Genomic DNA, 13974 nt, shown 5'->3' on the forward strand with positions numbered 1-13974 from the left:
ACGATCGTCAGGTCGTTGCGTGCGGCATGCACGGCTGTCCGCTCGTACCGTCGAGGAGTGAACTGTCCATCACCCGGTGCGCCCCAGGGCGTCGACGTCCCGGGACGTGTCACGCCGACGATCGACGTCGTGCTGCCCTGCCTCGACGAGGCCGAGGGGCTCTCCTGGCTCCTGCCACGCCTGCCCGCCGGAGCGCGTGCGATCGTCGTGGACAACGGCTCGACGGATCGTTCCGTGCACGTTGCCCGAGCCCACGACGCGCTCGTCGTCGTCGAGTCCGTCCGGGGCTTCGGCGCGGCGTGCGACGCCGGACTGCGTGCCGCGAGCGCCGACGTCGTCGCCTTCTGCGACGCGGACGCCAGCCTCGATCCCGCCGACCTGCCAGCAGTCGTCGACCCCGTCGTCCGCGGCGAGGCGGACCTCGTGCTCGGCCGCCGACTGCCGTCCGAGGGCGCATGGCCCTGGCACCTGCGGTTCGCCAACCGTGAGCTGGCCCGCCGGGCGAGGCGGCGCACCGGTCTGGACGTCCACGACCTCGGCCCGATGCGGGCGGCGCGGCGTGGGGCACTGCTGGGCCTGGACCTGGCGGACCGGCGCTCCGGATATCCCCTCGAGATGCTCGTCGCCGCGGCAGACGCCGGATGGCGGGTCCAGGAGGTCGACGTGCCCTACCGTCCACGGCTCGGCCGTTCGAAGGTGACCGGCACACCGCTGGGTGCGTGGCGCGCCGTGCGGGACATGAGCAGGGTGCTCGCGTCATGAGGACCGATCCGCCCCGGACGATCGTCGTGCTCGCCAAGGAGCCGGTACCCGGTCGGGTCAAGACTCGCCTGACCAGCCTGCTGTCCCCTGAACAGGCTGCCGACGTGGCCGCAGCGGCGCTCGGGGACACGCTCGAGGCGGTGGCCGCGATGCCGGGGGAGCACGTGCTGGTGCTCGACGGCTCACCCGGACCGTGGGTCCCGGCGGGTTTCGACGTCGTGCCGCAGCGTGCCGGGGGGCTGGACCGCCGTCTTGCGGGAGCGTTCGAGGACGTGTGTGCCCGGTATCCGGGGCCGGTGCTCCTGGTCGGGATGGACACGCCGCAGCTTGGTCCGTCGTTGGCTGCCGTGGACCTCGCGGGTCAAGATGCCGTGCTGGGTCCCGCCGAGGACGGCGGCTTCTGGGCGGTGGGTCTGCGGGAACCTGACCCCGAAGTCTTCCTCGGGGTGCCGATGTCCACGGCGACGACGGGGCGTGCGCAGCTCGAGAGGATGCGCGCCCGCGGGCTGCAGGTGGGCATGCTGCCGACGTTGCGCGACGTGGACTGCCCCGACGATGCTCGGGCCGTCTCACGGATGGTGCCGGGGACGAGGTTCGCGCGGCGGTGGCGAGCGGTGTCCCGGGGCGACGACGGCCCGTCGGGCGCCAGGGCCTCGGGCGTGGCAGGTGCACCGCTGTGTCGGTGACGCCGCCGCGGTGGTCCAGCCCGGTCGCGCTCTACGAGGCCGCGCTCGGCGGGGCCTCGGTGGTCGTGGTGCAGGACGACCGGGTACGCCCGCTGGACGTCAGCACGTGGTCGGCGCCCGCCACGGCGTCGGACGACGTCCTGCTGGCCCGGTGCACGCCGCCCGTCCTGGACGTGGGCTGCGGCCCGGGTCGCCTCGCCGCGGAGCTCACCCGCCGTGGGGTGGCATGTCTCGGGATCGACGTCTCGCGCGACGCCGTCCGGCGGACCCGGGACCGTGGCGCCGTCTCGCTGCGCCGTGCGGTCGAGGCCCCGCTGCCGGGAGAGGGGCGGTGGGGTTCGGTGCTTCTGGCCGACGGGAACATCGGGATCGGCGGCGACCCGGTCGCCCTTCTGGCGCGTTGTGCTGCGCTGGTGCGGGCCGACGGCGTCGTTCTCGTCGAGACGGACCCTGACCGTGCGGAGTACGACGTGGCGCCGATCACCCTGCAGGCGGAGGACGGGCGGCGGAGCCGTGCCTTGCCGTGGGCACGCGTCGGCGCCGACGCGTTGCGGGAGGTCGCAGAGGACGCCGGGCTCAGCGTGGCCGAGGAGTGGACGGCGGGGGGCCGGACCGTCGTCGTGCTACGGCTGGATCGCGGCGTCGCCGAGTCGCGTTGACGAGTGCTCCGAGGGCCACCCCGGCCCCGATCACGAGCAGGGCCGTCGCCACGGCCGCAAACGGGTCCTGCGGGACGGCCGACCAGTGGGCGCGCGTCCTGGCCCCCGCCACGACCGCGACTCCGAGGATCGCGAGCGCGCCGGCCGCGAGCAGTCCGCCTCGCAGCGGTCCTCGCCACGGGGCCGGGACCCGCGGCAGGACGAGCAGTCCGAGCCCGACCGCGAGGGGAGCGAGGACGGCGTCGTGGACGACCACGCCTCCGGCGAGCCAGATGAGGACCGACGGCCACTGACCGACCGGGACGCTCGACCAGACGGTGGACGCCCCGAAGACGATCAGCACCAAGCCCCCGGTGACGAGTGCCCGTCGCCAGACGCGCACCGCCCGGTGGTCTCGGGCGTTCATCGCAGCACCGTCATGCTCGCGACCCACTTGGTCTGCAGCACCCCCGGGCGGTTCGGTGCGACCACCCGTGCCGGGTAGCCGTGGTCGAGGTCCAGGTCTTCGTCGCCGAGGCGCAGCGCCAGGAGTGTGTCGGGGGACGCTACCCACTCGGCAGGCAGGACGGACTCGCGGTACGACCCACCCTCCTGGAGGCTCTCGACGCGGACGTCGTCATGTTCCGTGCCGCCGACCAGGCTCAGGATGTCGCGGATGCGCACCCCCGTCCACGTCGCGGTCGCGCTCCATCCCTCGACGCAGGCGATCGGCACGACGGCGGTGGTCAGGCTCATGGTGAGGAGCTCGGTGCGTGAGAGCTCGCGGTCGCCGTCGGGGCCCTGGAGCATCAGCCGCCAGGCAGGATCCGTCGCGCTGTCCTGCACGCCTGCCGAGGTCGCGGTCTTGTTCACCGGCAGCCCTTGGGGGCCCGCTCGCGGGTCGCGCGGGGCGAGGATCGCGATCGGGGCGAGCGGCCGGAACGTCTGACCGACCGTGAGTGCCACGACGCCGAGTGTCGTGACGGCGACGGCCGCCAGGAAGCCGCGCCGCGTGGCCGCGTTCTCGCCGTCGTCCGCGGCTCGGTGGTCCGTGTCGTTCTTGCTCGGGGATGTCTCGGACGGCGACGTGCGCAGCGCGCTCATGATCGTCGGGAGCTTCACCCCGACGTGCACGACGACCGAGCCCATGACGACCCAGGACGCGGCGTAGTGGGCGGCGACGAAGCTGAACTGCCACGGATAGACCTGGAACACGTTGAGCACGCCGGTCACGATCTGGAAAGTCGTCGCTGCGACGAGCATCGCGATCGAGCCGCGCTCGACGGCGTGCCAGGGCCCGCGCAGCGCGGGCCGCTCAAAGAGTCGTGGGTAGGCCGTGTACAGCTTGGCGAGCACGAGCGGTACACAGGCGAACCCCACCGTGACGTGCACGCCCTGGGTGAGGCGGTATCCCCAGGCAGGAGCGGGCCCCCAGGGCAACGGAAGCCAGCTCACGGGATTCTGATGCAGGTGGGACACCATGCCGGAGAGGAACAGGACGACGATCGCGGAACCCAGGAGAACCCCGACTCGTGCGACGACACGCGGGTCGTGCACCGCAGAACGGAAATCGTCGGGGCGAGGGAGTGTCCACGGGGGGTGGCGTCGACCTGATGGTTCCGAACGGTCCTCGGACGAGGTCATGCCACGAGCCTAGGCTGCGCGACGGCGAAGCGACCTGACGGCTGGCTGACGTCGTCCAGGACCGGAGTCACCAGGGAGAGCGCAGCACGACGGCCAGGAGGACCGTGGTCGCAGCCTGCGCGCCGAGCCACCACCGCCACGTCGTCGCGGCCTCCGGCGACTCCTGGGCCTGCGGCAATCCCTGCGCCTCGGGCGACCTCAGATGCTCGCGGGCTCCGACGAGCGCCGCCGCCGGCGCCACCCAGAACGCCAGCGGCAGCCAGATCCGTTCGACCTCGCCACGTTCGAAGCCGCCGAGTGCACCGAGCAGAGCCGAAGCGACGCCGACGAGCACGAAGGCCGTCGTCGCACGGTCGAGGCGCCTACCGCGTGCGATGCACGCCAGGCCCGCGACGCCCGCCGGACCGATCAGGACGCCGAGCAGCACGACGTCGGCCACGAGGAAGTACAGGTACGGGCGGCCGGTACCTGACCCGGCGTCCCACTGTGCGTGCGTGGCCACGATCCCGTCCCACAGCCAGAGCCCGGCCGCACCCCACACGATGACGGTCGCCACCACGACCCCGGCAGCCACGACCGTCGGCGCCCAGCGGCGGGTCACCCATCCCACGACGAGCGCGATCATGCCCATGTGGAGCAGACCGTAGGACAGGAACGGGCACCAGCCCAGGAGCAGGCCGGCGCCGAGCGTCGCCGTCCATCGTGCGGTGCGGCCCGGCGTCGTCGACCCCACCGCGAGCGCCGCGACCCCCCAGGCGAGCACGGCGGCGAAGAAGGCGTCCGCGCTCGTCGCCACCCAGAGCGTGGCCGGGGCGAGCACCATGGCGGGGAGCGCCTGTCTGGCGCTCCGTTCGCCGTCGGTGCCACCGAGCCGGCGCAGTGTGGTCGCGACCGCGACCACACTGCTCGTTCCCGCAAGGATCACGAGGACGCTCGCCCAGCCTGCGCCGCCGAGGCCGAGGCTGTCCAGGCCGGCCAGCACGAGCACGAAGCCCGGCGGGTGCCCTCGCACGTGGATCGGATAGCCGCTGATCTGCGAGGTGAAGGTCGCGACGAACGACACGGGGTCCGCGGCCGCGACGGGGACCGTGTTCAGGTACTCGTGCGGGCCGCCCAACGGTGCGGCGAGATCGGGCCAGGAGACCGTCGCGCCGAGTGCCACCGTGAAGACGAGCGCTGCCGAGCATGCGGTGGCCAGCAGTGCCGGCCATCGCAGCGTCGTCGCCAGGCGTGGCCCCAGCATGGCGACAGCGGCCGCGACGGCGGCGGCGACGGCCGTCCCCGTCCCCGCCCGCAGGACCCAGTGGCCGGTGAACGGCTCCGCCCCGGTGAGGAGCACCACGCCGTCGAGGTCGCGTAGGACGGCGGCACCTGCAGCGAGCAGGCCCACCGCCACGACGAGTCCGGAGACCGTCACGGCCGGGCGCGCCCAGGGTGTCTCCCGGGGCGCGTGGGAACGCGATGGCGACGATCGTGGCACGGTGACCTCCTGGGACGGCTGTCCTGACGCTACCGGCGCCCGGTCGCCGTGACGACGGCGGCGCAGGACGGCGGACCTGACGATCCGCTGACCATGACCGGCTCGCACCGCCCTCAGTGGTCACGCAGGCTGGTCGCGTACCGTCGCCGTAGCCCACCCACCGGAGGCCGCCCGTGACCCTGCTCGACATCGTGCTCGTCGTCGTCCTCCTCCTCGCCGTGGCGGCCGGGGTCCGGCGCGGCTTCTTCGCGACGCTCGGCGGCCTCGTCGGGCTCGTCGTCGGGGGAGTGGCGGCGTTCCTCGTCGTCCCGCTGGCCGTCGACGTGCTTCCCGAGCCGCAGTGGCGCGGCCCGGCGACGGTGCTCCTCGCCGTCGTGCTCCCGCTGCTCGGCGCCTCGATCGGGTCGAGCGTGGGCCACGGGCTCCGACGACAGGTCGACCGGACGCCGCTGCGGCCCCTCGACCGACTCCTCGGCGGGGCCGCGAGCCTGCTGGTGGCAGCCCTGGCGCTGTCGTTCGTCGGCTCCGCGGTCAAGGCGACGGGCGCCCCGGGCATCGCGTCCGCCGTGTCGTCGTCCACGGTGCTGCGCACCATCGAGGACCTCACGCCGGCACCCGTGAGCCGGTCGCTCGCCACGGCACGCGCCGCGGTGCTCGACGACGGCCTGCCGCGGCTCGACGGGCTGCTGGACCCGCGCCGCACGACGACGGCCCCCGCGGTCGACCTGGACGACCCGGCGCTCGAGGCGTCGGCGCAGTCGGTCGCGAAGGTCTGGGGCACGGCCTACGCCTGCGGCACGGGCGTCACCGGGTCCGGGTTCGTCGTCGCGGTGGACCGCGTGGTCACGAACGCGCACGTCGTCGCAGGGGTCGAGCGGCCGCTCGTCGAGCTGCCCGGCCGGGCGGCGCAGGAGGGGCGCGTCGTCTACTTCGACCCGCAGGCAGACCTCGCCGTCGTCGCCGTCGACGGGCTGGACGCCGAGCCGCTGTCCCTCGCGCCGACCCTCGCCATCGGCGACCGGGCCGCCGTGCAGGGCTACCCGCACGGTGGTCCCTTCACGTCCGTCGGTGCCGAGGTGCTCGACGCCGGCACGGCTCGGATCCCCCTGTCGGGCGGCACGGGTGGCGGGGAGCGCGACATCTACGCGCTGGCCGCGTCGGTGCATCCCGGCAGCTCCGGTGGGCCGGTGCTGTCCACGGACGGTGACGTCGTCGGCGTCATCTTCGCCCGCTCCGAGAGCGGCGAGGACCTGGCGTACGGCGTGACGACCACCGAGCTGATGCCCGTGGTCGCGCAGGCCCCCGACCTGGACGCGGCGGTCACGCCCGGGGCCTGCGCCGCCTGAGGTGCGTTAGCGCAGGTGTGCCCCGCCCCGCCAGACGCGACCGGAGCGCGCGTCGCCGCGACAAACTTGTCACATCTCACAGAATGGGCGGCCGGTTTGCGCGGTCGGACCCGGTCCGGACGTTTTGCCCCTCCCGCGCCGCGGGCGGGACCGCTACGGTCGCGCGCATGGGGATTCACTGCGAGTACGCGCGGCTCGCCGCCGCGGACCTGGACAGGGCCCGGGCGGACGCCGCCTGGGCCGCCGAACGTCTCGACGCTCTCGCCGACGAGTGGGTCGAGCTCGACCTGGAGCCCGAGGAGGCGCGCTACTTCAGCGTCGGCCGGGCGTGGGGACCGCTGCACGCCCTGCTCCAGGAGCGGCAGCCGACGGTGGACGTCGTCCACGGCGGCACACCCCTGGGGATCGCCGGTGTGCTGGGTCCGGTGCGCTCGCTCTCGCCCGACGAGGTGCGCCGTGCCGCCCAGTTCCTGAGCTCGACGCCCTTCCGGGCGCTCGCCGACGGGTACGACATGACACAGCTCTGCGACGGGGAGGGTTGTCCGGACCCGGCCGAGCACCTCGACGAGGAGCGCCCCCAGGTGCTCGGCGTGCGGTACGACGAGCTGCGGCGCTTCTGCACTGCGGCGGCCGCGGCGGGCGACGGCGTCGTGCTGATGCTCAACTGAGGCTCGTTCGTCAGCCGCGCCGCGAGGCGAGGACCTCCAGGTAGTGGGCGTTCTCCATCACGCCGAGCAGGTTGCCGAACGGGTCGACGACGACGGCGGTGACGAACCCCGGTCCGCGCTCGAACGGCTCCTCGTGCCCGACGGCGCCCAGGGCGAGCAGCCGCTCGTACGTCGCCTCGACGTCGTCGACCGCCCAGTACGCGACCGCACCGGCCGGCTCCTCCGTGCGGGGCACGGGCGCGAACCGGCGGTCGATGATCCCGAGCTCGTGCTGGTAGTCGCCGACCCGGAACTCGGCGTAGGCGAGGGTGCCCTCGGCGTCGCGGGCGAAGTACGCCTCGGCGCCGAGCACCTCGGCGTACCAGTCGCGGGCGGCGGCGACGTCGTCGGCGAAGTACGTGATGGTGGTGAGTCCGCGCAGCATGGGAGTCCTCCCGGGTCGTGCGGCGCCTCGGTGACGCCGTCGATCCTCATGCTGGTGGCCAAAGTGCTCACCTTCTGACGACTTTCTGTGGCACTCTCGACGGGTGCGAGCCGATCGCCTCATCCAGGTGCTCCTGCACCTGCAGTCCCGGCCGCGGGTGACCGCCGGCGAGCTCGCCGGCGCCCTCGAGGTGTCCGTGGCCACGGCGCGCCGCGACCTGGAGGCACTGTCCGCCGCCGGTGTCCCCGTGTACGCGCAGCGCGGCCGAGGCGGCGGATGGTCCTTGCTCGGTGGCTCCCGGACCGACCTCAGCGGCCTCACCGCACCGGAGGTGCGCGCCCTCTTCCTCCTGGCGGGCCCGGTGGCGGCCGCGGACGGCGACGCGAGCGCCGCGCTGCGCAAGCTCGTCCGCGCGCTGCCCACCCCGTTCCGGGCGGAGGCGGAGGCCGCTGCCGTCGCCACCGTCGTCGACCACGAACGGTGGGGTGCCGTCACCCGCGAGCGGGCGCCGCACCTCGAGACCCTGCAGGGGGCCGTCGTCCGGCAGCGGCGCGTCCGGCTGCGCTACACCGGCGCCACCGGGCGGACGTCGGACCGCGTCGTCCACCCCTGGGGCGTCGTGGACAAGGACGGCACCTGGTACCTCCTCGCCGGGACGGACGGCGGGCCGCGCACCTACCGGGTCGACCGCATCGCCGACGCCGGCGTCACCGACGAACCCGCCGAGGTGCCCCCGGACCTGGACCTCGGTGCGGTGTGGGCCCAGGTCGTCGAGGAGGTCGAGGCGCTGCGTTCGACGACGTGGGCCACCGTCCGGGTCCGAGAGCGGCACGTCGGGGTCCTGCGGGCCCAGTTCGGGCGGCACGTGCGGGTCGAGGACGGGACTGGCGCGGAGGCGGTCCCGGTGGACGGCATGGCCCGGGTCCACGTCGGCGCACCGACGCCCCTCGACGTCGCCCGCCATCTCGCCGGCTGGGGCGACGGGGTGGAGGTCGAGGGGCCGCCGGAGGTTCGTGCGGAGCTGGCGCGCCTCGGTGCCGAGCTGGTCGCCCGATACCGGGACCGGTGACGGCGATGGTCCCGTGGAGGGCGCGGAAGCGACGGTCGGGCGATGTTTCGCCACTGGTGACACGTCACGATCCCGTGAAGACCGGCACGTCGTCGCGCGAGTCCGCGCCCGCGGCGTGAAGGTGTGGTGAACGTGAATACGTCGGGTGCGCCGGATGTTGGCACCACCGGGCCTGCGAGGGCAGGATCGGTCGAGCTGCGCACCACGCGCCACGCGAGCCGGGGCGGGCCCGCACCGACGAGCAGCACCACCGTGCTGCGGATTCCCCGAGGACAGGACGACGACGAGCTATGACTGATCTGCTGTACGTGAACGGTGGGACGCCGTTGCAGGGCACCATCTCGGTGCGGGGTGCGAAGAACTTCGTGTCCAAGGCGATGGTGGCGTCGTTGTTGGGTGAGTCGGCGAGTGTGTTGCGCAACGTGCCGCAGATCCGGGATGTGGGTGTGGTCTCGGGGTTGTTGGATCTGCACGGGGTGAATGTGAAGTACGACCCCGACGCGGGGATCCTGGACCTGGATCCGTCGAACGTGGAGTCGGCGCACGTGGCGGACATCGATGCGCATGCGGGGTCCTCGCGGATCCCGATCTTGTTCTGTGGTCCGTTGTTGCACCGGTTGGGTGAGGCGTTCATCCCGGATCTGGGTGGGTGCCGGATCGGGGATCGTCCGATCGACTATCACTTGGACATCTTGCGGCAGTTCGGTGCGGTGGTGGACAAGCGCCCGAACGGGATTCATCTGCGGGCGCCGCGGCGGTTGCAGGGTACGAAGATCTCGTTGCCGTATCCGTCGGTGGGTGCCACGGAGCAGCTGTTGTTGACGGCGGTGCGTGCGGAGGGGATCACGGAGCTGTCGGGTGCGGCGACGGAGCCGGAGATCATGGATCTGATCGCGGTGCTGCAGAAGATGGGTGCGATCATCTCGGTGGATACCGATCGGGTGATCCGGATCGAGGGTGTGGATCGTCTCGAGGGGTACAACCACACGGCGTTGGGTGATCGGATCGAGGCGGCGTCGTGGGCGTCGGCGGCGTTGGCCACGGGTGGGGACGTGACGATCAAGGGTGCCTCGCAGCCGGAGATGATGACGTTCTTGAACACGTTCCGCAAGGTCGGTGGGCAGTTCGACGTGCAGGACGACGGGATCCGGTTCTGGCACCCGGGTGGGGACCTGCGCCCGATCGTGCTGGAGACGGATGTGCATCCGGGGTTCATGACGGACTGGCAGCAGCCGTTGGTGGTCGCGTTGACGCAGGCCACCGGTCTGTCGATCGTGCACGAGACGGTGTATGAGAACCGGTTCGGGTTCACCGAGGCGTTGCGGCAGATGGGCGCGACGATCCAGGTGTACAAGGAGTGCCTGGGTGGGGGTGACTGCCGGTTCGGGCAGCGCAACTTCCACCACTCGGCGGTGGTCTCGGGGCCGACGCCGTTGGCGGCGGCGGACATCGAGGTGCCGGACCTGCGGGGCGGGTTCTCGCACCTGATCGCGGCGTTGGCGGCCAAGGGGACGTCGACGGTGCGGGGGATCTCGTTGATCGACCGGGGGTACGAGTCGTTCCAGGACAAGCTCGTGGCGCTGGGCGCCGACGTCGCCCGCGACTGAGCAGCCTCGCCGAACAGGAGCCTGTGCCCGCATCGACGGGGCACAGCGGGCTCAGGCTCCTGTTCGGCGTCGTCCCGCGCGGCCGTCGGGCAGGTAGGCTCTGTGGCCGTGCCCATCGCCAGACCTGAGTCGCGCCTCTATCGCCTCATCGCGAAGATCGTCCGACCGACCATGTTCTCGATGTGCCGCTACGAGTGGAGCGGCAGCGAGAACCTGCCCACCGACGGCGGTTTCATCGCCGCGGCGAACCACGTCACCGAGCTCGACGCCCTGACGTTCGTGCACTACCTGTTCGACCAAGGGGTCGAGCCCCGCGTCCTGGCCAAGAGCAGCCTGTTCACCGCGCCGGTCGTGGGCACCGTGCTGCGCGGCACCAACATGATCCCGGTGGACCGGGGCAGCGCGGCCGCGGCGCGGTCGCTCCAGCGGGCGGGCGAGGAGCTCGGCGGCGGCGCCTGTGTGGCGATCTTCCCCGAGGGCACGCTCACCCGTGACCCGGACTGCTGGCCGATGGAACCCAAGACCGGCCTGGCACGGATCGCGCTGACGACCCGCCTGCCCGTGGTGCCGATCGCCCAGTGGGGCGCGGCCGACGTCCTGCCGCGCTACGGCAAGCTGCCCCGACCGTTCCCGCGCAAGCGCGTGCAGGTCAAGGGCGGTCCCGCCGTGGACCTGTCCGACCTGTACGACCGCCCGCAGGACGCCGCCACCCTGCGTGAGGCGATGAACCGCGTGATGGACGCCATCACGGCGCTGCTCGCCGAGCTGCGTGACGAGCAGGCGCCGGAGCACCGGTTCGACCTGCGCAAGCATCCTGACTACGAGGTGAAGAAGATGAGCTACCCGCCGGTGGAGCGCCCGTGAGCGGCGTGCAGGCTGCCGTCCTCGGCTCCGGGTCCTGGGGCACGACCTTCGCGATGGTGATGGCCGACGCCGGCTGCGACGTCACGCTCTGGGGTCGTGACGAGGCCGTCGCCCGCGAGGTCGAGCACGAGCACCGCAACGCCAAGTACCTCCCGGACGTCGAGCTCCCCGCCATGCGCGCGACGACGGACGCCGCGGCCGCGCTCGCCGGCGCGCGCGTCGTCGTCGTCGCCATCCCCTCGCAGGTCGCGCGCACGACCCTCGAGGGGCTGCGCGAGGACCTGGAGCCGGGCGCCGTCGTCGTCTCGCTCATGAAGGGCATCGAGCTCAGCACGGACAAGCGCATGAGCCAGGTGATCGCCGAAGCGCTGGACATCTCGCTCGACCGCGTGGTCGTCGTCTCGGGGCCCAACCTCGCCAAGGAGATCGCGACGCGGCAGCCCACGGCGACGGTCGTCGCCTGCCCGGACGAGGGCAACGCCCGCCGGGTCGCCGAGGCGTGCTCCAACACGTACTTCCGGCCCTACACCAACTCCGACGTCGTCGGGGTCGAGCTGTGCGGTGCGGTGAAGAACGTCATCGCGCTGGCGATCGGCATGGCGCAGGGCCGCGGGTTCGGCTGGAACACCACCGCGACCGTCATCACCCGCGGGCTGGTCGAGATCACCCGGCTGGGCCGTGCCCTGGGCGCTCAGGCGGAGACCTTCGCGGGCCTCGCCGGGATGGGCGACCTCGTGGCGACCTGCGCCTCGCCGCTGTCGCGCAACCACACCCTCGGCAAGCACGTGGGGCAGGGAATGTCTCTCGAGGACGCCCTGGTCGCCACCGGCACCACCGCCGAGGGCGTGAAGTCGTCGCGCTCCGTGCTGGAGCTGGCGCAGAAGCACGGGGTGGACATGCCGATCACGGCCGGGGTCGTCGCGGTGCTCCACGAGGGCCTGTCGGTGGACGAGATGGCCCGCGCCCTGCTGTCGCGCCCGCAGAAGGCCGAGAGCATCACCGAGTAGGACCGTTCGACGACGGCCCTCGTCGTCCCCCTTCCGCTGTGGGTGCACGACACGCGGTGGTGGTCGGGTCGTTGGTGGCGTGTCGTGCACCCACAACGAGGGGGTGGGGGTCAGCAGGTGGGGTTGGCGTGGGTGTCGTCGCACACGAGGCGGACGCGGGCTTCGGTGAGGGTGACGGGGTCGGTGGTGCTGGTGGTGGTGATGGTGCCCTCGATGGGGGTCCAGGTGCTGGTGCCGGTGATGCGGAAGTGTCCTTCCCAGGTGGTGGTCAGGGTGGTGGTGACGTTGTCGCGGTACCAGTTGCCGGCCTGGTCGCGGAGGGTTCCGGTGTCCTGATCGGGGTGGCCGAGGTGGGTGTAGGTGTGGCCGATCCAGGTGCTGTCGGGTGCGGGGGTGCCGTCGGTCCAGGGGTGGCCGGGGTCGGTGGTGGTCAGGGTGGTGGTGCCGGGGGTGTGGGGGTCGTCGAAGTCCCAGGTGTACTGGACGGGGTCGGCGCGGATCTGGACGGGGACGTCGAGCAGGGTGACGTCGACGATCTGGGGCTGGGTCGTGGCGTAGGCGGGGTAGTGGACGTTGACCAGGAGGGGTTCGCGGGCCTGCAGCACGGCTTCGGGGGTGGGGATGTGCATGGTGGCGAACTCGTGCCGGGCGGGGGCGGCGAGGTCGGCGGGGGTGATGCACTCGGTGCCGGAGACGCGTTCGGGGGCGGTGTAGGTGCCGTCGTCCTGGAGGCGCTCGACCCAGAGCTCGGCGAGCTCGTACTCGTCCTCGGGGCAGGGTGCGCCTTGGAAGTCTGCTTCCTGGGAGCCGTCGGGGCAGGAGTCCAGGGTGGTGATGAAGTCCGCGCCGTCGGTGGTGGCGGCGAGGTTGCAGGTGGTGGAGTCGGTGCGGAAGTAGCGGTCACGGGGTCCGTCGTCCCCGGACATTGCCGGGTTCTCCGCGTCGCCTTCCGCGGTGACGTTGGCGGTGTTGTCGTCGTCATTCAACGCGCCCGACAGCTCTGGCACTGTTGCATCGAGTCCGAGTCCGAGTCCGAGAAGTAAGGGCAGTAGAGTGATGGCTACAAATCGGATCACTGTTCCCCCGTTTGCTCTGTGAACAGCCCGACGATGACCCATCCATCTTTCTGTCGGAGGGCCTCGATTCTCTTCTTTGCCGTTGACGCCTCATCAGCAAAGACATCTCGGCCCGTAGAGTCCGTGACTCTGGCATCGTCAACGGACACCTCGATGTCAATCGGCCAAATTCCAGTTGGCGTGTCCTTCTCGTAGGTATGGAGGACCTGCGCTACTAGTTTGCCCCCGTGGTACGTGTAGCCCTCTTTGTCGATGAGCTGAGCTTGTTCGAGGCGCCGCGAGCAGTATCCGCACTCTTTGTGGGACATGGCTTCCCACTCGGTGGTGTCGCCGGTCTTCATGATGTAGTCGTCCAGGCTGAGGAAGTACTTCGCCGCGGCCTGGGCGCCTTCGTGCCCGTCGTCGTTCATCGCGGCGGGCCGCTCGGGCGCGACGACCACGGGTGTCGGCGACGGTGCCGGCGAGGACTCGGTGACCGACGGCGACGGGCTGGAGGTGGCCTCCGCCGTCGTGCCCGGACCCGTCGGCGCGGGCGCGGGCTGGGTGCAGCCGGTGAGCAGGAGCGCCACCAGTGCGAGCGCACCGAGCGCAGGGGCGGCAGGGGGCATCGAGGGCTCCTTCACGGCTTCCTTCACCAGCGGGTCGACGGCGACACCTCGACACCGTAGCGAAACCGGACCATCTCGGGCACGGGCCTGTGGAC

15 protein-coding genes are annotated in these 13974 nt (G+C 72.1%); 9 read left to right on the forward strand and 6 right to left on the reverse strand.

The window, feature by feature from the left end; all coding sequences use genetic code 11:
- The first annotated feature begins 57 nt into the window (after positions 1–57).
- Genes UQW22_RS12055 through UQW22_RS12065 form a run of 3 tightly spaced genes read left to right on the forward strand, consistent with a single transcriptional unit; the run spans position 58 to position 2107 of the window.
- Entirely contained in the window at positions 58–762 is a 705-nt protein-coding gene (locus tag UQW22_RS12055; RefSeq protein ID WP_407317207.1) for a glycosyltransferase family 2 protein, read from the forward strand.
- Complete coding sequence (locus UQW22_RS12060; protein ID WP_407317208.1) at positions 759–1448, forward strand: TIGR04282 family arsenosugar biosynthesis glycosyltransferase; 690 nt, start codon at positions 759–761, stop codon at positions 1446–1448. Before UQW22_RS12055 ends, UQW22_RS12060 begins: the two co-directional genes overlap by 4 nt.
- Positions 1439–2107, forward strand: a complete 669-nt coding sequence (locus UQW22_RS12065; RefSeq protein ID WP_407317209.1) for a class I SAM-dependent methyltransferase — start codon at positions 1439–1441, stop codon at positions 2105–2107. The genes UQW22_RS12060 and UQW22_RS12065 overlap by 10 nt, the downstream gene beginning before the upstream one ends.
- Here the strand turns inward: UQW22_RS12065 and UQW22_RS12070 are convergent.
- The 3 genes from UQW22_RS12070 to UQW22_RS12080 form a co-directional block, all read right to left on the reverse strand.
- A complete protein-coding gene (locus UQW22_RS12070) occupies positions 2025–2513 on the reverse strand; it encodes a hypothetical protein (protein ID WP_407317210.1) in 489 nt (162 codons plus the stop codon). The genes UQW22_RS12065 and UQW22_RS12070 overlap by 83 nt on opposite strands.
- Positions 2510–3643, reverse strand: a complete 1134-nt coding sequence (locus UQW22_RS12075) for a molybdopterin-dependent oxidoreductase (RefSeq protein WP_407317211.1) — start codon at positions 3641–3643, stop codon at positions 2510–2512. Before UQW22_RS12075 ends, UQW22_RS12070 begins: the two co-directional genes overlap by 4 nt.
- A gap of 154 nt (positions 3644–3797) precedes the next feature.
- Complete coding sequence (locus UQW22_RS12080) at positions 3798–5147, reverse strand: hypothetical protein (RefSeq protein WP_407317212.1); 1350 nt, start codon at positions 5145–5147, stop codon at positions 3798–3800.
- A gap of 236 nt (positions 5148–5383) precedes the next feature.
- On the opposite strand from UQW22_RS12080, the gene UQW22_RS12085 reads away from it, so the two are divergent.
- Both UQW22_RS12085 and UQW22_RS12090 read left to right on the forward strand, forming a co-directional pair.
- Entirely contained in the window at positions 5384–6556 is a 1173-nt protein-coding gene (locus tag UQW22_RS12085; protein WP_407317213.1) for a MarP family serine protease, read from the forward strand.
- Positions 6557–6723: 167 nt separating this feature from the next.
- A complete protein-coding gene (locus UQW22_RS12090) occupies positions 6724–7224 on the forward strand; it encodes a DUF1877 family protein (RefSeq protein WP_407317214.1) in 501 nt (166 codons plus the stop codon).
- Between the two features lie 10 nt (positions 7225–7234).
- On the opposite strand, the gene UQW22_RS12095 is transcribed toward UQW22_RS12090, so the two are convergent.
- A complete protein-coding gene (locus UQW22_RS12095; RefSeq protein WP_407317215.1) occupies positions 7235–7648 on the reverse strand; it encodes a VOC family protein in 414 nt (137 codons plus the stop codon).
- A gap of 103 nt (positions 7649–7751) precedes the next feature.
- Here UQW22_RS12095 and UQW22_RS12100 point away from each other — a divergent pair, with 103 nt between their 5' ends.
- The 4 genes from UQW22_RS12100 (at position 7752) to UQW22_RS12115 (ending at position 12195) form a co-directional block, all read left to right on the forward strand.
- A complete protein-coding gene (locus UQW22_RS12100; RefSeq protein WP_407317216.1) occupies positions 7752–8717 on the forward strand; it encodes a helix-turn-helix transcriptional regulator in 966 nt (321 codons plus the stop codon).
- A gap of 290 nt (positions 8718–9007) precedes the next feature.
- Positions 9008–10324: a UDP-N-acetylglucosamine 1-carboxyvinyltransferase gene (murA, locus tag UQW22_RS12105; RefSeq protein ID WP_407317217.1), complete on the forward strand. Its 1317-nt coding sequence runs from the start codon at positions 9008–9010 to the stop codon at positions 10322–10324.
- Positions 10325–10432: 108 nt separating this feature from the next.
- On the forward strand, positions 10433–11188 hold the full coding sequence (locus tag UQW22_RS12110) for a lysophospholipid acyltransferase family protein (RefSeq protein WP_407317218.1): 756 nt from the start codon (positions 10433–10435) through the stop codon (positions 11186–11188).
- A 5-nt stretch (positions 11189–11193) separates the two neighbouring features.
- Positions 11194–12195, forward strand: a complete 1002-nt coding sequence (locus UQW22_RS12115; RefSeq protein WP_407320809.1) for an NAD(P)H-dependent glycerol-3-phosphate dehydrogenase — start codon at positions 11194–11196, stop codon at positions 12193–12195.
- 110 nt (positions 12196–12305) lie between these two features.
- Here the strand turns inward: UQW22_RS12115 and UQW22_RS12120 are convergent, their stop codons facing one another.
- A complete protein-coding gene (locus UQW22_RS12120) occupies positions 12306–13181 on the reverse strand; it encodes a hypothetical protein (protein WP_407317219.1) in 876 nt (291 codons plus the stop codon).
- 86 nt (positions 13182–13267) lie between these two features.
- Positions 13268–13879, reverse strand: coding sequence for a DUF6318 family protein (locus UQW22_RS12125; RefSeq protein ID WP_407317220.1), 612 nt, complete (start codon positions 13877–13879; stop codon positions 13268–13270).
- Positions 13880–13974: the final 95 nt, after the last annotated feature.

This window comes from Isoptericola halotolerans (genome assembly GCF_045689585.1).
In the GTDB taxonomy this organism is placed as follows: Bacteria; Actinomycetota; Actinomycetes; order Actinomycetales; family Cellulomonadaceae; genus Isoptericola; species Isoptericola halotolerans_B.

Bases quoted from the DNA above. Each gene is read 5' to 3' on its own strand.
- murA (WP_407317217.1), top strand. From the start codon at position 9,008: ATGACTGATCTGCTGTACGTGAACGGTGGGACGCCGTTGCAGGGCACC.
- UQW22_RS12090 (WP_407317214.1), top strand. From the start codon at position 6,724: ATGGGGATTCACTGCGAGTACGCGCGGCTCGCCGCCGCGGACCTGGAC.
- UQW22_RS12095 (WP_407317215.1), bottom strand. From the start codon at position 7,648: ATGCTGCGCGGACTCACCACCATCACGTACTTCGCCGACGACGTCGCC.
- UQW22_RS12060 (WP_407317208.1), top strand. From the start codon at position 759: ATGAGGACCGATCCGCCCCGGACGATCGTCGTGCTCGCCAAGGAGCCG.
- UQW22_RS12125 (WP_407317220.1), bottom strand. From the start codon at position 13,879: ATGCCCCCTGCCGCCCCTGCGCTCGGTGCGCTCGCACTGGTGGCGCTC.
- UQW22_RS12070 (WP_407317210.1), bottom strand. From the start codon at position 2,513: ATGAACGCCCGAGACCACCGGGCGGTGCGCGTCTGGCGACGGGCACTC.